Here is a 13,703-nt window from a genome sequence, read left to right on the forward strand (position 1 = left end):
GGGGATTTAACCCAATAAGACTAGTTTTTACGGTGTTTCTTGAGGATTCCGACTAATCCACTGGCTATACGACGAATATCCTCATCGGCCATTCCAGGAAATAGTGGGAGAGTGAGAATAGAGCGACCAATACGTTCTGCAATAGGAGTATCACTCGTTTTATAGCCTTGATCTTTGTACAGAGTAAAGCCGGTGATGGCAGGGTAGTGCACACCAGTGCCAATGCCGAGGGCTTTTAATTCCATCATGACTTGGGCGCGATCACAATTGAGTTGATCTAGTGGCAGCACTACTTGATACATGTGCCAATTACTCTCTGTGAAATTTTCAACTGGAAGCTCTAACTTAAGATGATCCAGGTCTGCAGATTTGAGTTCGGTACGGATCACATCAAAGTATTGATGTGCAAGTGTAGCGCGACGTGTTTGATAAGCTGGTAATTGTTTGAGTTGTTGTAAGCCAATGACCGCATTAACGTCGGTCAAATTATCTTTGCCGCCCAACACATCCACATCCATGCCATCCATGCCTTGACGAGTTAAACCCTGTAGACGAAACTTTTCAGCAAGCTTGGCTTCATCTGCATTATTGAGTACGAGACAACCACCTTCAACCGTACTGAGATTCTTATTGGCTTGGAAACTAAAGCTCACTAGATCGCCAAAGCTACCAATCTTCTTGCCTTTCCATTGCGATCCAAACGCTTGTGCAGCATCTTCAATCACGCGCAGCTTGTATTGCTTGGCTAATGCGTAGAGCTGATCCATATCAACTGGTAAGCCAGCCAAATACACTGGCATGATGGCGCGAGTCTTGGGAGTGATTGCAGTAGCTACTTTATTGAGATCAATATTGCGGGTAACAGGATCAACATCTACAAAGATTGGTTTGGCACCAACACTTAAAATCACATTCGAAGTGGCTACCCAAGATATCGGTGTGGTAATTACTTCATCGCCCTCGCCAATACCAGCCACTTGCAATGCAATCTTCATGGTTGCCGTGCCATTAGCAAAACAACGCACCGGGCGACCACCAAAGTAGTCACTAAGGGCTGCCTCGAACTCCGCTAGCTTTGGCCCCGAGGTTACCCAGCCCGAGCGCAATACCTCAGCAACGGCATCAATCGTTTCTTGATTAAAGCTGGGGCGCGTAAACGGAATAAATGCGGGAGTAGAAGTAGGTGCAGGGTTTGCCATAACGCTTATATTACTTTGATTGCTGAGAGCTACTTGTAGTTTCTGGATGTTTGACAATCACTCGACGAGAATCACGATCTACTTCTTGCATCGGTATCTTTAAGTCCTGCAGAGCAATATATTGCTCGGGAACCATCAGCGCATAGGCGGTTTGATCTTCTTTCCAACGAGTAATGAAAGCATCGAGGGTCGGCATCCACAGATCAGGTTCTTGATTGACACCAAATTCCAGCTCATCAGCTGATTCGACCATGATCATAGTTCTACCAAGATAAAACGGGACAGTGTGATCTAGTAGGCGCACAGAGTAGAAATTGATTTTTTCTGGAATAGATATTTTGACGCGGTTAACGAGATCAATGCCTGATACTGCACGCCCCAAAGTTTCATGACCAGTTCCAGCGATGATGGCGCACAAGAAAAAGCCACAGGCAAAACTCACAATGCTTTGGATGCCATGGTGTTTAGATTGCAGAGCTGCATACGAGCTAAAGATAATGAGCGCAACTAATGCAGCAATGACCCATTGGGTATATTGCGCATAGGATTCAATTTCATCAGGCCTTGCTTGCTTGCTAATTTCTGATAAGAAGAAAAAGCCTATACAACCCAGCAGAGCAAATCCAAGGGTTTGTAATTTCCAAGGGATTGCCATGGAGTTCGTTTGACCTAATAAACGATCTAAGCGATTACCAATCAATAGGGCTAGTGCAGGAAAGATCGGGATGATGTAACCAGGAAGCTTTGAGCGGGACACGCTAAAGAACGCAAAGATCACTACAAACCAGCACACCAATAACCATCCGCCGGAGAACTCTCGTCTGCGTTCTTGCCAAGCCTGTGTCAGTGCTCCGGGGATTTGTAATACCCAAGGAAGTATGCCGATTAATAGCAGTGGTACGAAGTAATAGATGGGACCAGTTCTACTATGGGCATCCTGTGTAAATCGTTGCAGGTGTTCGTGAATAAAGAAAAATTCTAGGAACTCGGGATTACGTTGTGCCACCAAAATAAACCAAGGTGCTGTAATAGCTAAGAACAAAATCAACCCACTAAACAAACGTAAGCGAGTCCAAATTTTCCAATCCCAAGTGCTAACAGAGTAGGCGATAAAAACCATGGCTGGGATGGCTGCGCCAATCACGCCTTTTGATAAGGTAGCCAGTGCCATAAACACCCAGCAAGCCCACATCCAATAGCGACAACTGGATTTATTGCTTGCAGTTTGTGCCAACAATAAGCTGCAAAGCGCCGCCACTAAAAAAGAAGAGAGCCCCATGTCGAGAGAATTAAAGTGGCCGCTAATGATCCACATTGGACTTGATGCTAAAACGACTGCAGCCAACCAACCTGCTCTCGCATTAAAGATGCGAGCGCCAGTAAAGCCAATAGCGAGAATGGTCAGAAATCCAGTGAGTGCTGTCCAGAGCCTTGCTTGCCAATCACCAATACCAAATACTTTAAATGCTGCTGCAGTTGCCCAAGCTTGAAGTGGCGGTTTCTCAAAATACTTGTAGCCGTTGTAGCGCGGTGTTACCCAATCACCAGTGACCAACATCTCTCTGGCGATTTCTGCATAACGTCCTTCATCGGATGGAATGAGGTGGCGATAGTTCAGAGTGCCAAACCAGAGCAGGGCATAAATGAGTATTAACAGCAACATTTTGCTGGGGTGCAGGGCAGAAGATTGCCGAATTTGCCCAAACTGCATTAAGTCGGCTCCACGATCAAGGCTAAGAGGACTTGACGCCCTTCGCCTACCAAGATGTTGTAAGTACGACAGGCAGCTTGAGAATCCATGATTTCAAAGCCAATTTTGGCTTGAATCAGGGCTTTTAGGAGTTCTGGCTTAGGAAAGTGTTGGCGACTGCCGGTTCCAATGAGAATCAATTCTGGCTTGAGATCGACCATTTGGGTGAAATGGCTGGCTTCTAGGTCATCAAAGGACTTTGCGGGCCACTCTGAAATAGCCCCGTCTGAGCTCAATAAGACCGCATGGGCATATGGGACCTTGTTGATCTCTACGTAGCCATCGCCATAGCCGGTAATCGAATTGCCTCCAGAATGGGGGTCAGATTGAAGCTTCAAGTGGACTCTCTGTCATAATTATGTGGATTATAGCTAGCTGTTTTTTCTAAGATTTCAAGAACTTACCCTTTAATTTATTGTGAAACCCATCCTAAAGTCCCAAAAACTCGATAACGTCTGTTACGACATTCGTGGTCCAGTGCTCGAGCTTGCTCAGCGCATGGAGGAAGAAGGTCACAAAATCATCAAATTAAACATCGGAAACGTCGGGGTTTTCGGTTTCGATCCTCCCGAAGAGATTCAGTTGGACATGATCCGCAATTTGAGTAATGCCTCTGCTTATTCTGATTCCAAAGGTATTTTTGCGGCACGTAAGGCCATCATGCAGTACTGCCAAGAAAAGGGTATTCAGGGCGTGGCATTAGATGATGTTTATACCGGTAACGGTGTGTCTGAGCTCATCGTACTTTCCATGAACGCCCTTCTGAATGATGGCGACGAAGTGTTGGTGCCTACGCCAGACTACCCACTATGGACTGCTGCTGTGAGTTTATCCAGCGGCACACCCGTTCACTATCTGTGTGATGAGTCAAAAGATTGGGCGCCAGACTTAAATGATCTGCGCAAAAAAATTACCCCTCGTACTAAAGCGATTGTGGTCATTAACCCAAATAATCCAACTGGTGCGATTTATTCTAAAGAAGTGTTGCTTGAGTTGACGCAAATTGCTCGTGAGCACGGTTTAATTTTGTTTGCTGATGAGATTTACGACAAGATGTTGTACGACGGTGAGAAACATATCTCGCTTGCATCCCTGTCTCATGATGTTGTCATCATTACTTTTAACGGGCTATCTAAGAACTACCGCTCATGCGGCTACCGCGCAGGCTGGATGGTGGTTTCTGGTGATAAAGAAATGGTGCGGGACTATATCGAAGGTCTCAATATGTTGGCCTCGATGCGCTTGTGTGCAAACGTACCAGGCCAATACGCCATTCAAACTGCATTAGGCGGATATCAAAGTATTAATGACTTAGTGAGCGAAGGCGGTCGGCTTGCAAAGCAGCGCGATCTTGCTTGGAAACTCATCACAGAAATTCCTGGCGTCACTTGCGTAAAACCCAAGTCAGCTCTGTATTTATTTCCGAAGTTAGATTCTGAGGTTTATCCCATTAAAGATGATCAACAGTTTGTTGCCGATCTTCTTAAAGAGGAAAAGGTATTGTTAGTACAGGGTTCCGGTTTTAACTGGGGTAAACCTGATCACTTCCGTGTTGTGTTCTTACCTCATGAAGATGTGCTCACGGAGGCGATTGGTCGCCTGGCGCGTTTTCTGGAGCGTTATCGTAATAAGCATGGTCGTAAGGCTTCTCCAACCGCTGCAAAGGCATCATGAAACCGATTCAAGTAGGTCTCTTAGGTATTGGCACCGTAGGCGGTGGTGTATTCACTGTTCTAGAGCGCAACCAAGACGAAATCACTCGTCGTGCCGGTCGTGGCATTCGCATTCATACCGTTGCTGATCTAAATGTAGAGCGCGCCAAAGAGATCGTTAAAGATCGTGCGCAGATCGTCAACGATGCTCGTGCCGTGATCAATAACCCAGAGATTGATATCGTGGTTGAGCTGATTGGCGGCTATGGCATCGCTAAGGACTTGGTTTTAGAGGCAATTGCAGCTGGCAAACACGTGGTAACGGCTAACAAGGCGTTAATTGCGGTTCATGGCAATGAGATTTTTAAAGCAGCGCACGCCAAGGGTGTGATGGTTGCATTTGAGGCAGCAGTTGCTGGCGGCATTCCGATTATTAAAGCTTTGCGTGAAGGCTTAACGGCCAATCGTATTGAATGGATTGCAGGCATCATCAACGGTACAACCAATTTCATTCTTTCTGAAATGCGGGACAAAGGCTTGGACTTTGAAACCGTTCTCAAAGAAGCGCAACGCTTAGGTTACGCAGAAGCGGATCCGACCTTCGATATTGAAGGTATTGATGCTGCTCATAAAGCAACCATCATGAGTGCGATTGCATTTGGTATTCCAATGCAATTTGATAAGGCACATGTTGAAGGTATTACTAAGCTAGCGGCGATTGATATTCGCTATGCTGAGCAATTGGGTTATCGCATCAAGCTACTCGGTATTGCTAAGAAAACACCAACGGGCGTCGAGTTACGTGTGCATCCCACTTTAATTCCTGCTAAGCGTTTAATTGCAAACGTAGAGGGAGCCATGAATGCAGTCCAAGTATTTGGCGATGCTGTTGGCACTACCCTCTACTACGGTAAAGGTGCTGGTTCGGAGCCAACCGCTTCCGCAGTAATTGCCGATCTGGTTGATATCACTCGTTTATTAAGTGCGGATCCTGAACATCGTGTCCCATACTTGGCATTCCAACCAGATGCAGTCCAAAACACCCCTATATTGCCGATTGGCGAGATCACGACCAGCTACTACTTACGTATGCGTGTAGCTGATCAGGCGGGTGTGCTCGCTGATATTACGAAGATCTTGGCTTCCCATGACGTTTCTATTGATGCGCTCTTGCAAAAAGAAGCTGATGAAGGTGAAAGTCAGACTGACTTAGTGGCCTTAACTCACGAAACCAAAGAGAAGAACATGCTTGCCGCAATCAAAGAGATTCAGAATCTCAAGACGGTTGCTGGTGAAGTGGTGAAGATTCGTTTAGAAAATCTGTCTTAATTTAATCTATGCGTTACCAATCTACTCGTGGCAATAGCCCAGAACAATCCTTCTTAGAAATTTTGTTAGGTGGGTTGGCGCCAGATGGTGGCCTGTATTTGCCGACGCAATACCCAAAGGTGACTGCGGAGCAGTTAGATTCATGGCGTGGCTTATCTTACGCAGACCTAGCCTATGAGGTGTTGAGTTTGTATTGCGACGATATTCCTGAGGCTGATTTGCGCGCACTGCTGCGTAAAACCTATACCGAGCAAGTCTATTGCAATGGTCGTCCGCAAGATAATGCGAAAGATATTACGCCTTTGCATTGGTTGGGTGAAGAGCATGACACACGTATTGGCTTATTGAGTCTCTCTAATGGCCCAACTCTCGCCTTTAAAGATATGGCGATGCAGTTACTCGGCAATCTTTTTGAATACGCGCTAAAGCGCGCTGGCCAGAAGCTGAATATCTTGGGCGCCACTTCTGGCGATACTGGTAGTGCTGCCGAATATGCAATGCGCGGCAAAGAGGGTGTGAAGGTATTCATGCTTTCACCACGAGGCAAGATGAGCGCATTTCAATCTGCCCAAATGTATTCTTTGCAGGACCCCAATATTTTTAACTTAGCAGTGGCCGGGGTCTTCGATGACTGCCAAGATATTGTTAAGGCGGTGAGTAACGACCTTGTTTTTAAAGCTCATCAGCAAATTGGCACTGTGAACTCTATCAATTGGGGGCGCGTTGTTGCGCAGGTGGTGTATTACTTCCAAGGCTATCTGCTAGCAACCAACTCTAGCTCTGAAAAAGTCTCCTTTACTGTGCCCTCTGGTAACTTCGGTAATGTTTGCGCCGGTCATATCGCCCGCATGATGGGATTACCAATTGAGCATTTGATCGTCGCTACAAATGAGAACGATGTGCTCAATGAGTTCTTCCGCACGGGTGTTTATCGTGCGCGCAAGTCTGCCGAGACCTTGCATACCTCTAGTCCCTCAATGGATATCTCGAAGGCCAGTAACTTTGAGCGCTTTGTATTCGACTTTATGGGTCAAGACGGCAAGGCGACTGCGGCGATGTTCAAGCAAGTCGATACCACTGGTGGCTTTGACATCTCACAAGATGCCGTCTTTAAAGAGCTTGGCAAGTATGGGTTCCAATCTGGACGCAGTACTCATGCCAATCGTTTAGAAACGATTCGTGATGTCGACAAACGTTATGGCGTGATGATTGATACTCATACTGCTGATGGTGTCAAAGTAGCGCGTGAGCACTTACAAGCTGGTATTCCGATGCTGGTGCTGGAGACGGCCTTGCCCATTAAGTTTGAAGAAACGATTCAAGAAGCCTTGGGTCGTCCTGCCGAGTGTCCGCCTGCGTTTAAAGATATCAAATTAAAGCCACAGCGCGTAGAAAATATCAATGCGGATGTAAATCAGGTTAAAGATTTTATTACAGCGCATCTCAACTAGATTTTTTAATCAACACAAAGTAACAATCCATATTGCTATGACTAAGCCACCGATGTTGACTGCGCAGCAGGCTTTAGATCATTTACTCTCCCATGCCAAGCCAGTAGAGGAGAGTGAAAGTATTTCGATGCAAGCAACACTTGGTCGCGTGCTTGCAGAAAACGTCAGTAGCTTAGTGGATGTGCCACCGCTGGATAACACTTCGATGGATGGTTATGCGGTTCGCACTGCGGATACCCAAAATTCTGGAAGTATCCTCAGAATCGCGCAACGCATCCCAGCAGGTTCAGTTGGTATTCAACTAGAGCCTGGTACGGCAGCACGGATTTTTACGGGAGCTCCCATACCTCCTGGCGCTGACGCAGTCGTTATGCAAGAAGATTGTGCCGTTCCTGAAGGGGTTACGGATCAAGTGCAGGTCAATATTGCTCCAGTATCAGGCCAGTGGATTCGCCGCAGAGGTGAGGATTTAAGCGCTGGCAAAATGGCATTAACTGCTGGAACATATTTGCGCCCTCAAGAGTTGGGTGTAGCAGCATCTGCAGGATTAACTCACTTAAACGTGAAGCGTCGCGTGAAAGTGGCCGCCTTTTTCACTGGCGATGAATTAGCCTTACCAGGTGAACCTTTAAAGCCAGGTGGCATCTACAACTCCAATCGCGATACCTTATTAGCCTGTCTCCGATCCTTGGGTTGCGACGCTACCGATTTGGGGATTGTTCCGGATCGTTTGGATGCTACTCGCGCCGCATTGCGTAAAGCAAGTAAAGATCATGATTTGATTATTACTTCAGGTGGCGTGTCTGTTGGCGAAGAAGATCATATTAAGCCTGCAGTGAATGCTGAGGGTAGATTAGATCTTTGGCAGATTGCTATCAAGCCGGGTAAGCCATTAGCATTTGGTGCGGTTCGCAAATCGGATGAGTCAAAAGAGGGTGAGGCTTGGTTTATTGGATTGCCTGGCAACCCAGTATCTAGCTTTGTCACCTTTCTGCTGTTTGTGCGCCCTTTTATTTTGAAGTTGCAGGGGCGTGAGGCTAAGCTGCCACAGTCTTATTTAATGCGTGCTGATTTTGATTGGCTGAAAGCAGATCGTCGTAATGAGTTCTTGCGGGTAAAGATCAATGCAGTGGGCGGTTTAGATTTATTCCCGAACCAAAGTTCTGGAGTGCTCACTAGTGCTTCATGGGGCGATGGCTTGGTCGATTGCCCGCCAGGACAGCCCATCAAAAAGGGTGATATGGTCAAGTACATTCCTTTTGATGCGCTTCTTAAGTAATCGGTTTACGATGCTCTAATGAAACTTGAATTACGATTCTTTGCCTCATTGCGTGAAGCCCTCGAGACTTCGCAAGAAAGCATTGATGCTCCAGCAACCGTTAAGACCATCGCTGATCTCAGAATCTTTTTGGCGCAACGCGGTGGAGCTTGGGCTCAGGCATTGGCCGAAGGAAAAGCGTTGCGTTGCGCACTCAATCAACATATGGTGGATGCAAATACAAGCTTGCAAGAAGGTGCTGAAGTAGCTTTTTTCCCACCGGTGACTGGTGGTTAATATGCCAATCAGAATTCAAGAAAACGATTTTGATCTGAGCGCAGAGATTGCAGCGCTTCGTCAGGGTGATCCAAGAGTGGGCGCAGTAGTCACTTTCTTGGGCACTGTCCGCGACATGAATGATGGCAGTCAAGTCAAAGAGATGACCTTAGAGCATTACCCTGGCATGACCGAAAAGGCCTTAGAAGAAATTATTACTCAAGCTAAAGCACGTTGGGATATTTATCAAGCCTTAGTCATTCATCGAGTTGGTCCGCTATTACCAGAAGATCAAATCGTTTTGGTTGCTGTAACTAGCGCCCACAGAGGGGAAGCTTTTGCTGCTTGTGAATTTATGATGGATTACCTAAAAACTGCCGCCCCATTTTGGAAAAAAGAAGATACTCCTGGGGGTGCTCGCTGGGTAGATGCTCGTGTCACAGATGATGCTGCAATGGCGCGCTGGAAGAAGAATTAAAACCTCTTAAGTCCTATTTAAAAAATCCTAACTTTTCTGATCTTGGCAGTTGTTTTAATTTCACTTCGGCCTTAGAGGCCTCTGAGCGATCTGGGTGCTCTTGGGTGGCCAAGAGGACAACTGGTCTTCGTGACCGGGTGTAGCGAGCGCCTTGCCCTGAATTATGGGCTTCCAGGCGATGCTCCAAGCGATTGGTAATGCCAGCGTAGTAGCTACCGTCAGAGCACTCTAGTAAATAAACAAGCCAGGTCAAAATAGCTCACATTTAGGGTTAAAAAGGGCGTAAATAGCCTTGAAATTGTCATTATTGCCCTTATATTCTATAGATAGAAATACATGGAATACATGAGGCATAAAAATGAGAATAGATAAATTAACAACCAAATTTCAAGAGGCTTTAAGTGAAGCGCAAAGCATCGCTTTAGCTAAAGATAATCAATACATCGAGCCAGCCCATGTCTTGTTAGCAATGTTGCGTGACTCTGATGGATCTGCAAAGAGCTTATTAACCCGTGCAGGCGTCAATGTTCCAGGCCTTGAAAAAGGCGTGGAGAAAGTCATTAGCAATTTGCCTGAAGTGCAGGGTACTAGTGGTGAAGTGCAAGTGGGTCGTGATTTGAGTAATTGGCTCAACCTATGCGAAAAAGAGGCGAATAAGCGTAATGATCAATTTATCGCTGGCGAGTTGTTCTTGCTAGTGGTGGCTGATGATAAGGGCGAGCTTGGCAAGGTAGCCCGCGAGAATGGTTTAAATCGTAAATCGTTAGAGGCGGCTATTGATTTAGTGCGCGGAGGGGAATCAGTGAATAGTGCAGATGCTGAAGGTCAACGTGAAGCCTTAAAAAAATACACAATCGATTTAACTGAGCGCGCTCGTATGGGTAAGCTCGACCCCGTCATTGGTCGTGACGATGAGATTCGTCGCACCATTCAGATCTTGCAACGTCGCGGTAAAAACAACCCAGTGTTGATTGGTGAGCCTGGTGTAGGTAAAACCGCCATTGTGGAAGGCTTGGCACAGCGAATTGTGAATGGCGAAGTACCTGAGACTTTAAAAAATAAACGTGTCTTAGTTTTGGATATGGCTTTGCTATTAGCAGGCGCTAAGTATCGAGGTGAATTTGAAGAGCGTCTGAAAGCGGTCTTGAGTGATGTAGCTAAGGACGAAGGTCAAACTATCATCTTTATCGATGAAATTCATACGATGGTAGGTGCTGGTAAGGGGGATGGCGCAATGGATGCCGGCAATATGCTCAAGCCTGCATTAGCGCGTGGTGAATTGCATTGTATCGGTGCGACCACTTTAGATGAATACCGCAAGTACATTGAGAAGGACGCTGCACTCGAGCGCCGCTTCCAAAAAGTGATGGTCGAAGAGCCCAGTGTTGAAGCGACGATTGCGATCTTGCGTGGATTACAAGAACGCTATGAGCTCCATCATGGAATTGAGATTACCGATCCTGCGATCGTTGCTGCTGCAGAGTTATCCCACCGCTACATTACCGATCGTTTCTTGCCAGATAAGGCAATTGATCTGATTGATGAGGCGGGTTCACGTATTCGGATGGAAATTGATTCCAAGCCAGAGGTGATGGATAAGCTAGAGCGCCGATTAATTCAGCTCAAGATTGAGCGTGAGGCCGTTAAGAAGGAAAAAGATGAGGCTTCACAAAAGCGTCTTGCTTTGATTGAAGATGAGATCAAGCGTCTAGGTTCTGAATATGCAGACCTAGAAGAGATCTGGAAAGCAGAGAAGGGTGCTGTATTAGGCGCTGCCAATCTGAAAGAAGAGATTGAGAAAGTGCGCGGAGAAATTGCTAAGTTGCAACGTGAAGGCAAGCTAGAGAAGGTCGCTGAATTGCAATATGGCAAATTGCCAGAGCTTGAAGCGAAGCTTAAATCTGCAACTGCTGCTGAAGCAAAGGGCGGTAAAGACGGCGTTGTCAAGAACAAGTTGTTACGTACTCAAGTAGGCGCAGAAGAAATCGCCGAAGTCGTTTCTCGTGCGACGGGTATTCCGGTATCGAAGATGATGCAAGGTGAACGTGACAAACTTCTCAAGATGGAAGAGTTGCTGCATAAGCGCGTAGTTGGCCAAGAAGAGGCTATCCGTGCAGTATCCGATGCTATCCGTCGCTCGCGCGCTGGCTTGGCTGAAGAGAATCGTCCTTATGGATCATTCTTATTCTTAGGGCCAACAGGTGTTGGTAAGACAGAGCTTTGCAAAGCCTTAGCTGGCTTTTTATTCGATAGTGAAGACCACTTGATTCGGATCGACATGAGTGAGTTCATGGAGAAGCATAGCGTTGCCCGTTTGATTGGCGCGCCTCCAGGCTACGTTGGTTACGAAGAGGGTGGCTACTTAACAGAGCAAGTCCGCCGTCATCCATACAGCGTCATCTTGTTTGACGAAATCGAAAAGGCACATCCAGATGTCTTCAACGTCCTTTTGCAAGTACTTGATGATGGCCGTTTAACGGATGGTCAAGGCCGCACTGTGGATTTCAAGAACACTGTGATCGTGATGACGAGTAACATTGGCTCTCATTTAATTCAGTCAATGACGGATAAGAAGCAAGCTGAAATTAAAGAAGCCGTATTTGAAGAGTTAAAGAATCATTTCCGTCCAGAGTTCTTGAATCGAATTGATGAGATTGTGGTGTTCCATGGCTTGGACAAAGCTAATATTGCTAATATCGCGAAGATCTTGCTCAAAAACTTATCGGATCGTTTGGCTAAGGTCGATATGCAGCTTGAGGTTAGTGATGCAGCCTTAAGTAAGATTGCGGAAGTCGGTTTTGATCCAGTATTTGGTGCAAGACCACTGAAGCGTGCCATTCAGCAGCATATTGAGAACCCCGTTTCCAAGATGATTTTGGAGGGTAAGTTCGGTCCTAAGGATGTTGTGCCAGTGGATGTCGATAAAAAAGGCGACTTTAGCTTTACTCGTCAGGTTCACTAGTACTCCAATAGTATTTCTGCAGGAATATTCCTGCGCCAGTAAACTCGACACATGACTGTTGCGCTTAGTAGGCGTGCCAGTGATGTCCGGGTGGTTGGTCTTATTAGCCTGGCGCACGGCAGCTCACACTTCTTTCATTTAGTTCTTCCTCCCATGTTTCCATGGTTGAAGGACGCATTTGCTCTGAGCTATGCTGAGCTTGGCTTACTGATGTCCATCTTCTTTGTGGTCTCCTGTGTTGTGCAGGCATCCTCAGGATTTTTAGTCGATCGTATTGGGGCGAGACCGGTTTTATTTGTAGGGGTCGGTTTACTTGCGCTCGCAGCCTTAACGTATTCTCAAAGTAACGGCTATCTCATGTTGATCATGGGCGCTGTCATTGCTGGATGTGGTAACGGCATCTTTCACCCAGTTGATTACACTCTGATCAATCATAAAATTTCTCCACCAAACTTACCTTATGCCTATTCTATGCATGGGGTAACAGGTTATTTGGGATGGGCTGCCGCACCTGCATTTATGGTGGGTATTGCGCAGTTTTCTGACTGGCGTATTGCTTTCCTATCGGCCGCTTTGCTTGAGGCCATCATTCTCATGATTCTTTGGGTTAATAAAAACCAGTTACTAGATAACGTTAAAGAGCGTCATGAGAGTAGCCATGCCAGTGCTCAAGCCGCCAATCCTGGCGGTGCACCAGAGAGTGCATTTGCTTTCTTAAAATTGCCAGCTGTTTGGTTTTGCTGGATGTTCTTTTTTTTCAGCATGGCCTCCACTTCAAGCTTGCAGTCTTTTGCCCCAAGCGCACTCTTTAGTATCTATGAGCTGCCATTAACGACGGGCAGTTATTACATTACGCTTCTGGCATTGGGTAGCGCTGGAGGTGTTTTGTTCGGAGGGTATTTAGCTGCTAAGTTGCAAGCCCCAGAGCGCATCGTGTCAACTTGTTTATCTGTGACGGTGGTCATGTGCTTGCTGCTAGCTACGGGCTTTATTTCGCTTGAACTGATTCCAATTATTTTCTTTGCGCTAGGCTTTGGATACGGCGTAGTGGCACCATCACGAGATCTATTGGTTAAGAAAGCAACGCCGCAAGGAGTAGCGGGACGTGTGTATGGGATTGTTTATTCAGGCATTGATTTGGGTGCAGCAGTGGGACCTTTTATCTTCGGTCTCTTTATGGATGCTGGATTGCCGAAAGCCTTATTCATTGGCATTGTGATGTTTCAGCTGATGATTATTCCCACGGTCTTTAAAGTCTCTTCAGACATTGCCCCTAAAGCAAAATAGCGACTGTTTAATATTTCATGATGTGAAATGTTATTACACTGAGTAAAATGCAGTGCAATAT

General features: G+C 46.4%; 12 protein-coding genes. 8 read left to right on the forward strand and 4 right to left on the reverse strand.

What is annotated here, in order from left to right; translation table 11 throughout:
* Positions 1–20: 20 nt before the first annotated feature.
* The 3 genes from C2756_RS02325 to C2756_RS02335 are packed head-to-tail and all read right to left on the reverse strand — an operon-like array spanning position 21 to position 3,287.
* A complete protein-coding gene (locus C2756_RS02325; RefSeq protein ID WP_215319761.1) occupies positions 21–1,199 on the reverse strand; it encodes a DegT/DnrJ/EryC1/StrS aminotransferase family protein in 1,179 nt (392 codons plus the stop codon).
* A gap of 10 nt (positions 1,200–1,209) precedes the next feature.
* Positions 1,210–2,910 carry a glycosyltransferase family 39 protein gene (locus tag C2756_RS02330; RefSeq protein ID WP_215319762.1) on the reverse strand — a complete coding sequence of 567 codons (1,701 nt, stop codon included), beginning with the start codon at positions 2,908–2,910 and terminating at the stop codon, positions 1,210–1,212.
* Positions 2,910–3,287: an Mth938-like domain-containing protein gene (locus C2756_RS02335; protein WP_215319763.1), complete on the reverse strand. Its 378-nt coding sequence runs from the start codon at positions 3,285–3,287 to the stop codon at positions 2,910–2,912. The genes C2756_RS02330 and C2756_RS02335 overlap by 1 nt, the downstream gene beginning before the upstream one ends.
* 79 nt (positions 3,288–3,366) lie before the next feature.
* On the opposite strand from C2756_RS02335, the gene C2756_RS02340 reads away from it, so the two are divergent.
* The 6 genes from C2756_RS02340 to moaE are packed head-to-tail and all read left to right on the forward strand — an operon-like array spanning position 3,367 to position 9,393.
* Positions 3,367–4,623 carry a pyridoxal phosphate-dependent aminotransferase gene (locus C2756_RS02340; RefSeq protein ID WP_215319764.1) on the forward strand — a complete coding sequence of 419 codons (1,257 nt, stop codon included), beginning with the start codon at positions 3,367–3,369 and terminating at the stop codon, positions 4,621–4,623.
* The gene (locus C2756_RS02345; RefSeq protein WP_215319765.1) at positions 4,620–5,930 is read left to right on the forward strand and encodes a homoserine dehydrogenase; all 1,311 of its coding nucleotides are present in this window, start codon (positions 4,620–4,622) and stop codon (positions 5,928–5,930) included. The genes C2756_RS02340 and C2756_RS02345 overlap by 4 nt, the downstream gene beginning before the upstream one ends.
* A gap of 8 nt (positions 5,931–5,938) precedes the next feature.
* Positions 5,939–7,381, forward strand: a complete 1,443-nt coding sequence (thrC, locus tag C2756_RS02350; protein WP_215319766.1) for a threonine synthase — start codon at positions 5,939–5,941, stop codon at positions 7,379–7,381.
* A 52-nt stretch (positions 7,382–7,433) separates the two neighbouring features.
* On the forward strand, positions 7,434–8,660 hold the full coding sequence (gene glp, locus C2756_RS02355) for a gephyrin-like molybdotransferase Glp (protein WP_215320767.1): 1,227 nt from the start codon (positions 7,434–7,436) through the stop codon (positions 8,658–8,660).
* A gap of 18 nt (positions 8,661–8,678) precedes the next feature.
* A complete protein-coding gene (gene moaD, locus C2756_RS02360; protein ID WP_215296454.1) occupies positions 8,679–8,936 on the forward strand; it encodes a molybdopterin converting factor subunit 1 in 258 nt (85 codons plus the stop codon).
* A 1-nt stretch (position 8,937) separates the two neighbouring features.
* On the forward strand, positions 8,938–9,393 hold the full coding sequence (moaE, locus tag C2756_RS02365; RefSeq protein ID WP_215296455.1) for a molybdopterin synthase catalytic subunit MoaE: 456 nt from the start codon (positions 8,938–8,940) through the stop codon (positions 9,391–9,393).
* A 13-nt stretch (positions 9,394–9,406) separates the two neighbouring features.
* Here moaE and C2756_RS02370 read toward each other — a convergent pair whose 3' ends face one another.
* Positions 9,407–9,646 (reverse strand): GIY-YIG nuclease family protein, encoded by a 240-nt coding sequence (locus C2756_RS02370; protein ID WP_215296456.1) that lies wholly within the window; start codon positions 9,644–9,646, stop codon positions 9,407–9,409.
* A gap of 105 nt (positions 9,647–9,751) precedes the next feature.
* On the opposite strand from C2756_RS02370, the gene clpB reads away from it, so the two are divergent.
* Together clpB and C2756_RS02380 are read left to right on the forward strand one after the other, a co-directional pair.
* Entirely contained in the window at positions 9,752–12,355 is a 2,604-nt protein-coding gene (clpB, locus tag C2756_RS02375) for an ATP-dependent chaperone ClpB (RefSeq protein WP_215319767.1), read from the forward strand.
* A gap of 51 nt (positions 12,356–12,406) precedes the next feature.
* Positions 12,407–13,642: an MFS transporter gene (locus tag C2756_RS02380; protein WP_215319768.1), complete on the forward strand. Its 1,236-nt coding sequence runs from the start codon at positions 12,407–12,409 to the stop codon at positions 13,640–13,642.
* Positions 13,643–13,703 lie beyond the last annotated feature (61 nt).

It is taken from the genome of Polynucleobacter sp. UB-Siik-W21 (genome assembly GCF_018687415.1).
Taxonomy (GTDB): domain Bacteria; phylum Pseudomonadota; class Gammaproteobacteria; order Burkholderiales; family Burkholderiaceae; genus Polynucleobacter.